The sequence below is a fragment of the Microbispora catharanthi genome (genome assembly GCF_006334915.2).
Classification (GTDB): Bacteria; Actinomycetota; Actinomycetes; order Streptosporangiales; family Streptosporangiaceae; genus Microbispora; species Microbispora catharanthi.
The window spans coordinates 268,071-280,886 of record NZ_VDMA02000010.1; the positions used below are offsets into that span (position 1 = coordinate 268,071).

Annotated in this window: 13 protein-coding genes; 6 read left to right on the top strand and 7 right to left on the bottom strand. The window is 66.3% G+C overall.

All coding sequences use genetic code 11. The features are described from left to right. Positions 1-34 precede the first annotated feature (34 nt). Entirely contained in the window at positions 35-532 is a 498-nt protein-coding gene (locus FH610_RS20835; protein WP_205825923.1) for a MarR family winged helix-turn-helix transcriptional regulator, read from the bottom strand. Positions 533-598: 66 nt separating this feature from the next. Here FH610_RS20835 and FH610_RS20840 point away from each other — a divergent pair, with 66 nt between their 5' ends. Continuing rightward, the gene (locus tag FH610_RS20840; protein ID WP_139576194.1) at positions 599-1,807 is read left to right on the top strand and encodes an MFS transporter; all 1,209 of its coding nucleotides are present in this window, start codon (positions 599-601) and stop codon (positions 1,805-1,807) included. Positions 1,808-1,877: 70 nt separating this feature from the next. Here the strand turns inward: FH610_RS20840 and rpsT are convergent, their stop codons facing one another. Together rpsT and FH610_RS20850 are read right to left on the bottom strand one after the other, a co-directional pair. Further along, a complete protein-coding gene (gene rpsT / locus FH610_RS20845) occupies positions 1,878-2,150 on the bottom strand; it encodes a 30S ribosomal protein S20 (protein ID WP_139576195.1) in 273 nt (90 codons plus the stop codon). A 138-nt stretch (positions 2,151-2,288) separates the two neighbouring features. Beyond that, a complete protein-coding gene (locus FH610_RS20850; RefSeq protein WP_240809089.1) occupies positions 2,289-3,365 on the bottom strand; it encodes a glycoside hydrolase family 18 protein in 1,077 nt (358 codons plus the stop codon). Positions 3,366-3,484: 119 nt separating this feature from the next. Between FH610_RS20850 and lepA the strand changes: the two genes are divergently transcribed. The 3 genes from lepA to FH610_RS20865 all read left to right on the top strand — a co-directional run bounded on the left by lepA (position 3,485) and on the right by FH610_RS20865 (position 6,773). Continuing rightward, entirely contained in the window at positions 3,485-5,308 is a 1,824-nt protein-coding gene (lepA, locus tag FH610_RS20855; protein WP_240809090.1) for a translation elongation factor 4, read from the top strand. A gap of 68 nt (positions 5,309-5,376) precedes the next feature. Further along, complete coding sequence (locus tag FH610_RS20860) at positions 5,377-6,024, top strand: MOSC domain-containing protein (protein WP_139576197.1); 648 nt, start codon at positions 5,377-5,379, stop codon at positions 6,022-6,024. Positions 6,025-6,251: 227 nt separating this feature from the next. Next, the gene (locus FH610_RS20865) at positions 6,252-6,773 is read left to right on the top strand and encodes a hypothetical protein (protein WP_139576198.1); all 522 of its coding nucleotides are present in this window, start codon (positions 6,252-6,254) and stop codon (positions 6,771-6,773) included. Here the strand turns inward: FH610_RS20865 and FH610_RS20870 are convergent. Together FH610_RS20870 and FH610_RS20875 are read right to left on the bottom strand one after the other, a co-directional pair. Then, complete coding sequence (locus tag FH610_RS20870; protein WP_240809097.1) at positions 6,754-7,437, bottom strand: DUF4097 family beta strand repeat-containing protein; 684 nt, start codon at positions 7,435-7,437, stop codon at positions 6,754-6,756. The two genes, FH610_RS20865 and FH610_RS20870, sit on opposite strands and share 20 nt — an antisense overlap. Positions 7,438-7,585: 148 nt before the next feature. After that, complete coding sequence (locus FH610_RS20875) at positions 7,586-8,698, bottom strand: glycoside hydrolase family 18 protein (RefSeq protein ID WP_240809091.1); 1,113 nt, start codon at positions 8,696-8,698, stop codon at positions 7,586-7,588. A 462-nt stretch (positions 8,699-9,160) separates the two neighbouring features. On the opposite strand from FH610_RS20875, the gene FH610_RS20880 reads away from it, so the two are divergent. Continuing rightward, a complete protein-coding gene (locus FH610_RS20880) occupies positions 9,161-11,422 on the top strand; it encodes an NACHT domain-containing protein (RefSeq protein WP_139576200.1) in 2,262 nt (753 codons plus the stop codon). A gap of 266 nt (positions 11,423-11,688) precedes the next feature. Here FH610_RS20880 and FH610_RS20885 read toward each other — a convergent pair whose 3' ends face one another. Both FH610_RS20885 and FH610_RS20890 read right to left on the bottom strand, forming a co-directional pair. Then, entirely contained in the window at positions 11,689-11,988 is a 300-nt protein-coding gene (locus tag FH610_RS20885; protein WP_139576201.1) for a hypothetical protein, read from the bottom strand. Positions 11,989-12,001: 13 nt separating this feature from the next. Further along, positions 12,002-12,343 (bottom strand): hypothetical protein, encoded by a 342-nt coding sequence (locus FH610_RS20890; protein WP_139576202.1) that lies wholly within the window; start codon positions 12,341-12,343, stop codon positions 12,002-12,004. Between the two features lie 131 nt (positions 12,344-12,474). On the opposite strand from FH610_RS20890, the gene FH610_RS20895 reads away from it, so the two are divergent. After that, positions 12,475-12,744 (top strand): GntR family transcriptional regulator, encoded by a 270-nt coding sequence (locus FH610_RS20895; protein ID WP_139576203.1) that lies wholly within the window; start codon positions 12,475-12,477, stop codon positions 12,742-12,744. Positions 12,745-12,816: the final 72 nt, after the last annotated feature.

The following is a 12,816-nucleotide window of genomic DNA, read 5'->3' on the forward strand; positions in this document are numbered from 1 at the left end:
TGGTCCCGGGGCTCGCTGTTTCCCGTCTGTCGGCTCAAGCCTGGCCGGGGTTCTCCACACGAAGCAGCATGCGCTTGAGCAGCGCCGCGAGGACGTCCTGGTCGTCAGGCCCCAGGACGCCCACCATCGCGTCCTCGACCTCGCCGCGCAGGTCCATCGCCTTGAGCCAGATCGCGCGGCCCTCGCTCGTCAGCTCCACGTCCACCCGGCGGCGGTCCTCCGTGCTGCGGACGCGCCGGACGAGCCCCGCCTTCTCCAGGGTGTCCAGGCGGCCCGTCATGCCGGCGGGAGAGACCCTCAACTCGGCGGCGAGCTCCGACGGGGTGGCGCGGCCGCCTTCTCCCCGGGCGCCGAGCCAGTGAAGGGTCTCGTACTCGAAATCCTGCAGGCCCACCGCGGCCAGCGCGCTGTCCTTCGCCTGGGCCAGGTGCTTCACCAGGAACTGCATGCGCGTGACGATCGCCTCCACGCGTTCGTCGAAGGGCGCCTTCCCGCGCCACCGCGCGATGTGCCGGTCCACCGAGTCGTCCACGGGACAATCCTACGCCAGATAAAAATACGTTGACGAAAGCTTCGCTGGCGAAATACCTTTCCTCGCATGATTGCACGTCTGGTCGCCGGGCGGACGGTCGCGGCGCTCGCCACCGCCCTCATCCCCACCGGGCTCACCCTCGCCGTCATCAGAGTGACCGGCTCCGCCCTCGATCTCGGCGTCGTCCTCGCCGCCGAGATGCTGCCCATGCTCCTGCTGCTCCCGGTCGGCGGAGTGATCGCGGACCGCTTCCCGCCGAGGCGGGTGATCCTCGTGGCCGACCTGGTCCGCTGCGCCGCCCAGGTGACGCTGGGGTCGCTGCTCCTCCTTGGGCGCCCCGGTATCGCCGTCATGGCGGGACTCGCGGCGCTCACCGGAGCCGCGGTGGCCTTCGGCGTCCCGGCGGTGTCACCGCTGGTCATCGGAGTGGTGCCGGCACAGCGCCGGCTGCGGGTGAACGCCCACATCGGAGTGGCCGGCGGCCTCGCTCAGATCGCCGGCCCCGCGCTCGCCGGAGGAATGACGCTGTGGCTCGGCCCGGGCTGGTCCTTCCTGCTGACCGGGGCCCTGTTCGCGGGGTCCGCGGTCACGCTGGGCGGCCTGGTCACGGCTCCCCGGCCGGCGACCGAACGCGATCACTTCCTCGGCGACCTGCGGGAAGGGTGGCGCGAGGCACGGCGGCACCGCTGGTTCCTCGTCAGCGTGGCCGGGCACGGCGTCTGGCACCTCGGGGCGGGCGTCCTGCTGACCCTCGGCCCGGTCATCGCCGTACGCAGCCTGGGCGGGGAGCCGGTCTGGGTGATCGTCGCGCAGGCGGGAACGGCGGCGGCGGTGCTCGGCGTCTTCGTCGCCCCCAGACTGCCGATCCGGCGGCCCCTCGCCGTGGCGGCGGTCGGGGCGGCGGTCTACGCGTGCCCGCTCGTCGCCTTCGCGTTCCCCACGGCGTTTGCCGCGCCGGCCGTGGTCGTCACCGCCGCGTACGTCGTCGCGATGCTGGGCGTGGGGATGCTGACGCCGCTGTGGGAGACGGTCGTGCAGCAGCGTGTGGAGCCTCAGGCCCTCGGCCGGGTGGACTCGTTCGACGCGCTCATCTCCTACGCGGCGCGCCCCCTCGGACTCGCCGCGGCGGCGCCGATCGCCGCTTGGGCGGGCGCCGCGCTTCCGCTGCTCACGGCCGCGGCGCTGGTGGCCGCGGTCAACTTGGCCGTGCTCGCCCTGCCCGAGGTCCGGCGGCGTACGACGGAGGAGGCGGGGCAGTCGCCCGTGCCCGCCTGACGTCCTTCAGTGGGCACGCGAAAACGCCGCATCCCCCGCGAGGGGAGATGCGGCGTGCGCTGTGTGTGAACTACTTGGCGGCCTGCAGGGCGGCGGCGCGCTGGGCGATCGCCGACTTCCGGTTGGCGGCCTGGTTCTTGTGAATGACGCCCTTGCTGACGGCCTTGTCGAGCTGCCGGGACGCGGCCTTGAGCGCGACGAGGGCGTCGTCCACGTTGCCCTGGTCGGCGGCCTCGCGGAACTTGCGGACCGCGGTCTTCAGGGACGACTTGACGGCCTTGTTGCGCAGCCGACGCTTCTCGTTCTGTCGGTTGCGCTTGATCTGGGACTTGATGTTCGCCACGAAGAAAGCCTCAGTGTTAAGTCTCGGTCGGATGGGGCGCGCGGGCTCGTGAGAGGGCGCGCCACACGCAGTTGGACAGGATACCAACAGCCCGGGCCGCCGCTCAAATTCACGACGACAGGGCCGCCCCCGCTCATGCTATCGCGGCGCGGCCACCGCGGTCCGCACATCGGCCCGCCCGCCCGACGACTCCACGCTCCCTCCGGCGCCGCCGCGCACCCAGGCCCGCTCGTACTCCCTCCAGTCCTCCTCCGTGGCCGCGAAGTCGACGTACAGGGCCAGGCCGAACTCGGTGCGCGGGCCGTGCTCGCTGAGCGCGAGCCGCGCGCCCTCGGCCGCGGCCTCGACGCTCTCCGCGTAGTCGAGGTACGCCACCCCGTGGTCGTGGTAGGCCGGAGCCCCGATGAGGAGGGTCTTGTCCTCGGGCACGAGGTCCAGGGCGAGCGAGGTCTGCCGCGCGACGTAGCCGCCGTACAGGGACGGCAGGGGAGTCCCCGAGTCGTACGTCATGATCGCGACCTGGTCGGTCAGGCCGACGACCCGGCGGAAGTAGTCCGGCGTCCAGTACTTGTCATGGCCGATCACCAGGGCGGTGGGGGCGCGCAGGCCGGTCAGCGGCTCGATCTGCTGGGTGGCGACCGACAACGGCCGGGCGCCGATGGCCTGCCGGGTCTCGCGCAGGACGCTGAGGAACGGCTCGTCCCCGTCGGAGACCGGTTCGAAGTCGTAGTGGATCCCGTCGAAGCCGAGGGCGACCAGGTCACCGGCCCCCGCCACGACGCGGGCCCGCGTCGCCGTGTCGGCCAGGCTCAGGTGCTGCTTGCCGTTGTCGTTGACCGTCTGGCCGAGCCAGGCCGACACGCGGACGCCGGGCAGGTTCTTCCGCCACCATTTCAGGAAATTTCTGGCATTGGCGTAGCGGTCGGGGGGCAGGGTCCCGTCGTACTTGAACGGCCCGCTGTGGACGTACACGTCCTTGATCCCGCTCGCGCGCAGCCGTACGGCGAGGGCCCGCACGTCGGCCTCGGTGCGGCGGCCGTCCACCCACGCGTGGCCCATCCACAGGGCGTCGTGGCCGGTGGTCCTGGCCCATCCGGCGGGCGTGCCGGCGAACTGCAGGCGCAGCGCGGCGGCGCCGGCCAGGGCGAGCGCGAGCGGCACGGCCACGACGACGGCGGCTATTCGCAGGACACGTCTGGTGGTCAAGGCAAGCATCCGGACATGCCACCATGGAGGGTGGCTGGTCCGCCAGCCTCGGGAGGGCCCGCCGAGCGCGAGGCGAGGCGGACGGCCCGCCCGATCAGCAGTCAATCATCTTGTCGAAACGGACCTCGGTGCGCACTCAGCCTGGCCAGACCGACCCCGCGTTGATCCGCAACTTCTGCATCATCGCGCATATCGACCATGGCAAGTCGACACTCGCCGACCGGATGCTGCAGCTGACCGGTGTGGTGGACGACAGGTCGATGCGCGCACAGTACCTCGACCGCATGGACATCGAGCGGGAGCGGGGCATCACCATCAAGTCGCAGGCCGTGCGGCTCCCGTGGAACGGCCACGTCCTCAACATGATCGACACACCCGGCCACGTGGACTTCACCTACGAGGTGTCCCGGTCGCTGGAAGCGTGCGAGGGCGCGATCCTGCTGGTCGACGCGGCGCAGGGCATCGAGGCCCAGACGCTGGCCAACCTCTACCTCGCCATGAACGCCGACCTCCACATCATCCCGGTGCTCAACAAGATCGACCTGCCCGCCGCGCAGCCGGACAAGTACGCCGAGGAGCTCGCGGGCCTCATCGGCTGCGACCCGGGCGACGTGCTGCGCGTGTCCGGCAAGACCGGCGAGGGGGTCAAGGAGCTGCTCGACCACGCCGTGGAGCACATCCCGGCGCCCGTCGGGAACACCGACGTCCCCGCCCGGGCGCTGATCTTCGACTCGGTGTACGACACCTATCGGGGCGTCGTGACGTACGTCAGGGTGGTCGACGGGCATCTGTCCAAGCGCGAGCGCGTGCTGATGATGTCCACCGGCGCACAGCACGAGCTGCTGGAGATCGGCGTCATCTCGCCCGAGCCCATGCCGTCCGACCGGGGGCTCGGCGTCGGCGAGGTGGGCTACCTGATCACCGGTGTGAAGGACGTGCGCCAGTCCCGCGTCGGAGACACGGTCACCAACGCGGTCAAGCCCGCCGCGGAGGCCCTGGGCGGCTACGAGCACCCCAAGCCGATGGTCTACTCCGGGCTCTATCCGATCGACGGCGACGACTACCCCGAGCTGCGCGAGGCCCTCGACAAGCTGCGGCTGAACGACGCCGCGCTCGTGTACGAGCCGGAGACGTCGGCGGCGCTCGGCTTCGGCTTCCGCTGCGGCTTCCTCGGCCTGCTGCACATGGAGATCGTCCGGGAGCGGCTGGAGCGCGAGTTCAACCTGTCGCTGATCTCGACCTCGCCCAACGTCATCTACCGGGTGATCATGGAGGACGGCAAGGAGCACGTCGTCACCAACCCGTCGGAGTTCCCGGCCGGGAAGATCGACCAGATCTTCGAGCCGGTGGTGAAGGCCACGGTGCTCGCGCCGGCCGAGTTCATCGGCGCGATCATGGAGCTGTGCCAGGGCCGCCGCGGGCAGCTCCAGGGCATGGACTACTTGTCGGAGGACCGGGTCGAGATCCGCTACACGCTCCCGCTCGGCGAGATCATCTTCGACTTCTTCGACCAGCTGAAGTCGAAGACCCGCGGGTACGCCTCGCTCGACTACGAGCCGTCCGGGGAGCAGGAGGCCGACCTGGTCAAGGTGGACATCCTGCTGCAGGGCGAGACCGTGGACGCGTTCAGCGCGATCGTCCACCGCGAGAAGGCGTACGCCTATGGCGTGGAGATGGCCAAGAAGCTCAAGGAGCTCATCCCGCGGCAGCAGTTCGAGGTGCCCATCCAGGCCGCGATCGGCGCACGCGTCATCGCCCGGGAGAACATCCGCGCCATCCGCAAGGACGTCCTCGCCAAGTGCTACGGCGGTGACATCAGCCGTAAGCGCAAGCTGCTGGAGAAGCAGAAGGAAGGCAAGAAGCGGATGAAGATGGTCGGCCGGGTGGAGGTTCCCCAGGAGGCCTTCGTCGCCGCCCTCTCGTCCGAGGCCCCGGACAAGAACAAGAAGTAGGCGTCCCTGGTTTGACCAGAACTTAATTGCCATCGCGGAGAAACATGACCCTCGGTTAACGTTTGGTCATGCGCATCCTCTCTGTGAACGTGGGCCGGGCCGTGGACGCCGAATGGGCCGGCAACCTGCGGCGCACCGCCATCGACAAGCGGAAGATCGAGGGCCGGGTCGCCGTACGCGAGAACGGCCTGGCGGGCGACGAGCGCGCCGACGTCGCCAACCACGGCCACCCGGACCAGGCGGTCTACGCCTACGCGCGGGAGGACTACGACTGGTGGGAGCCCCGTATGGGCCGCGACCTGCGCGACGGTCAGTTCGGGGAGAATCTCACGACCTCCGGGGCCGACGTGACCGGCGCGGTCCTCGGGGAGCGGTGGCGGGTCGGCACGGCCGTCCTGGAGGTCACCGCCCCCCGCATCCCCTGCGTGGTGTTCCGCAACTGGCTGGACGAGCGCGGCTGGGTCAAGCGCTTCACCGAGGCGGGCCGCACCGGGGCGTACTTCCGGGTGCTCGAGCAGGGCGAGCTCGGCGCCGGAGACGAGATCGAGGTGCTCGACCGGCCCTCTGACAGCGTGACGATCGCCGAGTCGTTCCGGGCCTATCACGGCGACCGGGACCTGATGCTGCGGATCCTCAGCGTCCCCGGCCACAGCGACAAATGGGACCGGGTCGCCGAGCGCGTGCTCGGAGACCGCAGCGGCGTTGTCGCGTCCTGATCGCGAACTGCCCGCGCTCGCTGCCGGTCTCCTCCAGCAGGGCGGTCGCCGCTGCGGACGCCGACCGGGAGGCGTGGCGTCGCGAAGGAGCGCTCGGCCGCACGGTGCGCATCTCGCTCGGCGCGCTGTCCGGGCCGATGGCCGCGGTGATCACCTCACCGAGATCGTCGGTCGTACCGGATTTGCGTAGAATGACGGGCCGCTCCCCAGTCGCTTAAGGCGCCCTCATGTCCTTGACCGCACGACTGATCGCCGCAGCCGCCCTCGTGTCGTGCGCGGCGGGCTGTACGGCCGCGCCGGGTGAAGCCGGACCTCCACCGGCCGAATTCACGCGAAACATGGCCGAGTCGACGCTCGCCAGGATCGTGACCGGCGTGGTGGAGAACGGGGTCACCGGTTTCTGCTCACGACATGTGCGCGGCGCCGAGAGCTGCGCGATGCTTCTCGATGACGCGCTCCGTTCGTGCCTGCTGCCCGGTGGCAAGCCCGAGGTGACACGAGCGGTGCGCATCCCGCAGAAAGACCACTCGGAAGGCGGGTGGCTGCTGGAACTGCACGGCCGGACGATGGACGGCCAGCGCTACGTCTCGGAGTTCTTCGCGGTCCGCACTGGAAGCGAGCCGCCCCAGGCGGCCTTCGGCGTCTACTGGACGGGCCTCGGACTCGACGGGTCTCCGTTCGGGCCGGACAACCCGAAGGTCCCGCGGAACGCGTGCCCAGGCAAGGAAGCTACGCGGGCAGGAGGCTGATGTCGCCGGAACCCGCGCGGGCCACGACCTTGTGCGGTGAGTTCTGATCGGTCGTCACCGAGACCGTCACGTCTCCCGACTTCGCCTCGGCGTCCACGTCGTACGGCCCGCCGGGAAGCGTGATCTTCGCGGTTCCCGAGCCGGTCACCAGGTCGATGCTGTCGGGAGCGGTGGCGTACTTCAGCACGGTGTCGCCCGAGCCCGCCTCGACCGTGAGATCCGTGGCCGTCAGCCCGGCTCCCTCCAGGTCCCCGGAGCCCACCTTGGCCTTGATCGGATTGCTCAGGGCTCTGAGGTGGATGTCGCCGGATCCGGTCTCCAGCTCTGTCCGCATGCCCTTGGGCACGTGGACCTTGTAGTCCACCGAGCAGTTGTCCATGGCGTGCGGGCAGTCGTACGTCACCACGAGAGCATCGCCATCCACGTGGTGCTCGGTGGTCGGCTTACCCGAGGACCAGTGGAGGGTCTCGCTCACCGTGACGACGTCGCCGGCCGCTTCGCTGATCACGATGTCACCCGCACCGCCCACCACGACCAGCCTGGCCACCTTCTCCTTCACCTCGTAATCGAGGGTCGCCTGGTTGGCTGCCTGCGTGATGTCCCGCAACCCGCATCCGGTCAACAACGCCGCAGTGGCCAGCAGGCCGCCCGCCATCACCATCATCCTCACGGAGAGGATCATGCCGTCCCGAAAGGGGCTGCCGCAGTAGGGCCTACCCCCGTATGTCCGCTAAGGAATTCCCGACCCCTTGACTCCGATGCGAGTGCCAGGTGGTGCGGTGGGGGCCGCCCGGCCCCCACCGCACGGCCGGTCAGCGCAGGACGGAGTAGAGGGCGGTGGTGAGGGAGGCCGTGGCGTCGTCCTGGTCGATGGACCACAGCATGGAGCCGCCGAGGCCCTTGAGGCGGATGTAGGCGGCTTTCTGCAGCATGACGGCGGGGTCGTCGTAGGACCAGAACTCGTTGCCGTCGTAGAGCCACAGGGTGCCGGTGAGCAGGTCGCGGTAGCGTTTGCCGGGCTTGTTGACGAGGTTCTTGTAGTCGTCGCTGCCGGCGGCCCAGGTGCCGGGGGCGGGGCCAGTGGCCGGGGCGTACCGGCCGTCGCCGCCGGCGGTCACGCCGGTCCAGCCCTGGCCGTAGGCGGGGACGCCGATGACAATCTTCTGCTTGGGTGCGCCGCGTCCGATGTAGTCGCGTACCGTCTGGTCGACGCTGAACTTCACGTCGCTGGGGTCGCGCCGGTCGGTGAGCAGGTTGGCCTGGTGGCCGGTGCGGTTCTCCCACGGCCCGTGCAGGTCGTAGCCCTGGACGGTGGCGAAGTCGAGCTGGTCGAAGACCTTCCGCACCTCGAAGCCGGCGTCGATCTTGGCGGCTGCGGCGGGGAGGAAGGCGGTCAGTTCGTCGCGCCGGTCGTGGGCCTTCACCTGGCGGCGCAGTTCGGCCAGGAACAGGGTGAAGTTCTGCTTGTCCTCGGGGCGGATGACGTTGCCGTCGTTCCCTGCGGATCCGGGCCATTCCCAGTCGAGGTCGATGCCGTCGAACACGCCGGCGGCGGCGCCGGGGGGCAGGCCGGGCAGGTCGCCCTTGAGCCACAGGCCGACGCAGGAGGCGGCGAGCCTGGCCCGGGACTCGGGGGTGAGGACGGCGTCGGAGAAGTATTTGGAGCCGGTCCAGCCGCCGAGGGAGATCAGGATCTTGAGGCCGGGGTGACGGGCCTTGAGCTTCTTGAGCTGGCCGAGGTTGCCCTTGAGCGGCTGGTCGTCGCTGTCGGCGACGCCGTCGACGCTCTGCTCGGCGGGCACGGGTCGCTGCCAGTCGGCCCAGGGGTCGGCGGAGTGGCAGGTGCCCTCGGGGCCGACGAACCCGAAGGCGTAGTTGAGGTGGGTCAGCTTTCCGGCGGCGCCGCTGGCGTCCACGTCCTTCACGTGGAAGTTCCGTCCCTAGTACCGCCCTTAGCGCAACATGTCATCGTTGGAATGTTGCCCCAGTGCTTGGCGACCACCACCCAGCGCTACTTCCCGCCTGACATGCTCCGATGCCGTCATGCCGCGGTATCTCGCGCCGTCAGCGCTTACCGGGAAGCCCGAAGAACCTGGCGAACGATCACCTATCCGCGAGGACTTTCTCTACAAGGTCAAGGCGAGCCGCCTGCGGCGGCTCGCAGCGCGCCGGGCGGCCAGCGGGCCGGGCATGCGGCTCTCCGGCCGGTCCCGGCCCGCGCCGCCCGCGCGTTGGCCATGTAAGGGGGCACCCCCGTAGAGGGATCTAACACCGCGCTCGCCTGTGCCCGGCAAGCACAGAAGGCCAGATTGAGGATTCACGCTCAGGCGCAGGCGGGACGCATACATGATGGGTACATGCACAGACTGCGTCGGTACAGCAGGGCGATGCGCAGCAAGAAGCTGTGGTGGGGCGCTTTTCTAGGTGGCCTTTTCATGGCGAGTCTGGGCTGGATATATGAGGCACTTTCCAGCACAGACGATACGGCGCTCGACACTGCCGCCGATCAAGGGCAACTATTTGGTGTCGCTCTTGCGATATTAAGCCTACTTGCCCAGCCTTTCACGACAGCAACCGAACCGGATCTAAACTCCAAGAAAATTGCCCTGGCTAAACGTGTCCGGGGTAGTGAATCCCGGATACGTGCAGCCCTATTGTTCAATGGCCTTGCGCCGGCACTGGTCAGTTTCGGGGAGGGAGAGATCGGCTCCTCGCGGCATGCTAGTAGCCGTGAAGAGGGTGATGCAATTAGTCAGATTAGGAATATTGTATCGCGACTATTCCTGCGGCAAGATTCTCGGACTCGCGGCGACGCCACCCCTGTTGCCGGAGGGACGATCTCGGAGATTGTAGACTTCTATTTAGAGTCGCACTCAAAGAGATTAATCATCACGGGAGAAAAAGGGGCAGGAAAGACGGTTCTGGCGATTGAGTTATCGATTGACATGGCGACCAGGTTGATCGAGAACCCTAATGCAAATCTTCCTGTTCCTGTAAGGATCAATGCGGCCACATGGAGTTCGGGGCTGGCATTTGAAGCATGGTTGCGTGATCAAATCGTATTGACATACGGCGTGTCCTACAGGGATGCGGGGGAGTTGATTGCCGACTATGCCGTTATCCCAGTTCTCGACGGTGTGGACGAGTTGGATCCCGAGGAAGTGGAAGTTGACACCGAGTCTCAGGCTCCACTACGGGCCGCCGAATTGATTGCCGACCTCAATTCCTACTACTCGGGTAAGATGTATGCACCTGTAGTTCTGACGGTACGCACAAATAGGCTGGAGCAGCTTGAGAGAGAAGATGTATCGCTAAACCGCGCCCATATAGTCGGCATTTGGCCGCTCTCCTCAGATGCAATTATCGCTTACTTGGAAGATAGGTGTAAGGATCGGTCTCGGGTCATCCATCAGGCTTGGCAGCCAGTAATCGCAACCTTAAGGACCCATCCACGCTCGAACACTGCGGTATTCCTATCAACTCCATGGCGGCTTATGATGGCGGTTGCTGCGGTCGAAGACGATCCACGTGCAGCACGAGAGCTACTACCGTTGCCATCGGAGACCCTCCGAGATACGTTTCTTCGGTTGGAAGAATTGTTTGTTGGGAAATTTGTGCTGGCTTCAGCTAAGTCCTCTGGTGTATCAGGACGGGCATCGTATAAGCCGCATAAAGTAGAGCGATGGCTGCGGAGCCTGGCGCGTCACTTGGACTGGCAGCACCAGCAGGCCAATACAGCCGAGCCGGAACCGGGGATGTCTGGCGTTCACATCCTTCGTCATTTGCTCTGGCCTATAGGTGGCGCAAGGGCTCCTCGTGCAATGCACTCCCTTATTTCTGTCTCATTGTACATAATATCTTTTCTCGGTATATCCGCTCCATCGATGATGGGAGTAGTAAGTCGACCTAGCGCAACTCAATCCTGGGAAGAGTTGAGCGTGAAGGATCAATTGATTATCGGATTGATGACGGCGGCGTCAATTGTCGCGGTAACGTCATGGTTCGTCATTAAACCGTATCGAGTTATGTGGCCTGTTCCTTGGGTGCCGGATCCAGTAGGGGGAGCGAAGAGGCTCCGGGTGAAATTCGATGAAATAGCGCAACATTTAGCTAGCGAATCATTACTCAAAAGGTTGCGAACAGGGTTGGCCATTGTATTATTTCCCAGTATTGTCGCCATGGTGTTCCAGCTCTTTAAGCAGGCGCTGGTTATCGATGGTAGCTATGTCATCCTGTACTTCATAGGCATGGCCGCTCTCATGCAAGCTATGCGAAGATGGGATAAAAGGGAAGCATTCATGCTTCAGCGTCCAACCTTCGCTGGGGATGTTTCTCTGTCTTGCGGAATTATTATTCTCTACTTTGGTTTGATGGCCTTCGCTTATCGGGACTTTTATTCTGCGCTCGTAATAGGGGCGCCGATGGGGGCTGCTGTTTCTGTTGTCATGGCGGGCAGCTGGATAAGGTATGGACTGGGTATACTCTTTAGCGCTGCCAGAGGTCGCCTTCCCTGGCGATTCAAGCGGTTCTGTCGATGGGCATGTGATGCCGGATTATTGCGACCTAGTGGTGCCGCGTACCAGTTTCGGCATCATGAGATCCAGGCTTGGCTCCTGACTGATCCCAAAAGTGGGGATTCCAAAGCATAGCTGTGCGATAGCAGTGGGTTTCAGTCCTTTCCCCGCCCCCGCTGCTCGATTGTTCGTGGCCCTTGGTCGGCGTCAACGCCGTCTGTGCGGGTTGGGTGCGGAGTTGCGGTGTACGTCGTTGGTGGACGGACACGCGAAGACGGCATTGACACCTCGGTCGGGCCACTGATGTCGGCAGCTATCGGGGGCGGGGGAGGAGTGGCGCGGGTCGTAGATACAGGTGCGGCCCCGCCCGTGTGAGCGGGGCCGCGTGAGCGCTGGACCGTCTATCGCATCTTGCCGAGCAGCAGGGCACGCCACACCCTGCGCGCCTCCTCGATGGGCCAGCGGTGTGTTTCTCTGACCTTCGGCGACGGTTCGGCCTGCGTGGTCTTGCGGATGAACGCCTGCCCGCCGGCCTGGAGCAGCTCGTAGACGACGGCCCGGCAGTCGCAGGTCCAGGCGAGAGCCCGCACGCGCCCGACCCCCTCGAACGGCTTATGCCAGACGAGTTCTACGTGATCCCTTTGGCGCATCTCCCAGTGCGGGCTCAGGCATTCGTCCGGGTCCAGGAAGGTGACCGCCATCAGAGCCGCCGCCTTACTGTGACCCGCCGTTGGCCCAGCCGACGATCCACCGCACGGCAGACTGCGGTTGGTCGACCGAGGGCAGCGGAACCACGGTCCCGGACTTCGGCAGCTTAATCAGAAAGCGGCGCGGCTTGTTCTCCTGATCGATGGTGACCGTCGCGACCTGTCCGCCGAAGCCGTAGACGTCCAGCTCCGAGCCCGCCTTCTCCTGCATCGGGAACCCGGTCATTCGCAGGGTGATGTGGCTGATGAAGCGCGTCCGGACCCCTTGGGATCGGAGCAGGTCGCCGAGGGCGGCCAGGATGCCCGCCTGCTGGTTGACGCTTCCGGCGCTGATCGTGATCTGACGCATGGCTCTCCCATCTGTCTCGCTGACGGGTTGAGCGTACGCCAACCTTCCTACTCCTACCTAGTCCTTCTTATAGGTACCTCTAGGTACCTGTGGTAACGACATGGAACGCTTTCGTTCCTACTCTTGAGCCCGTGATCGAGTTCCGGCCTGACCAGCTCAAATGGGAAGCCGTCCTCGAAGAGATACGACGGCGTATCCGGACGGGCGAATACCAGGTGGGTCACCCCATCCCTGGTGAACCCCGCATGGCCGAGGAGTTCGGCATCGCCAAGGGCACCGCACGCCGCGTCATCAACGAACTGCTCAAAGCCGGAGACGTCTACACCGTGCTCGGCAAGGGAACCTGCGTCGCCGACCCCGAGACCGGCGGCCCGCCCCGGAGAGACACCGAAGACGAGTGAAGGCCCCCGAACGAACCCGGGGGCCTTCAGCCTTCTATCGGTTGTCAGCGAGACGACGGAAGGCGCACCAAG